General features: G+C 50.6%; 1 pseudogene. It reads right to left on the reverse strand.

The window, feature by feature from the left end:
- Window positions 1–259, reverse strand: a pseudogene (locus NCT03_RS33735) (DUF3304 domain-containing protein); the annotation flags it as partial.
- Between the last annotated feature and the right edge of the window lie 55 nt (window positions 260–314).

Here is a 314-nt window from a genome sequence, read left to right on the forward strand (position 1 = left end):
CAAACTTCGGATTGACGAGCAACGTGTAGTACACGTACTGCTCAAGATCGACGGAGTCGGTGAAGCGGTATTTCAGCCAGCCTTGAACAGCCACACGTGTGGTTCGACGGTAGGCGGCAGCCCAGTCAAGATCGTCTGGATTTGCAGCCTTGCCGTATTTCGTTTTAAACCAATGATGTACTTCAGCATAGTCAAATCGAGAGCCGCTAAAGTCATTGCGAAACTCGAATTCAACATGGTCGTCTGGATAGAAGTGCACAGCCAAGACGTCGTTGCCGGCTCGGTCAGACCTCTTCACAGGATCAAGATGAACC

This window comes from Caballeronia sp. GAWG1-1, assembly GCF_023631465.1.
Lineage (GTDB): Bacteria > Pseudomonadota > Gammaproteobacteria > Burkholderiales > Burkholderiaceae > Caballeronia.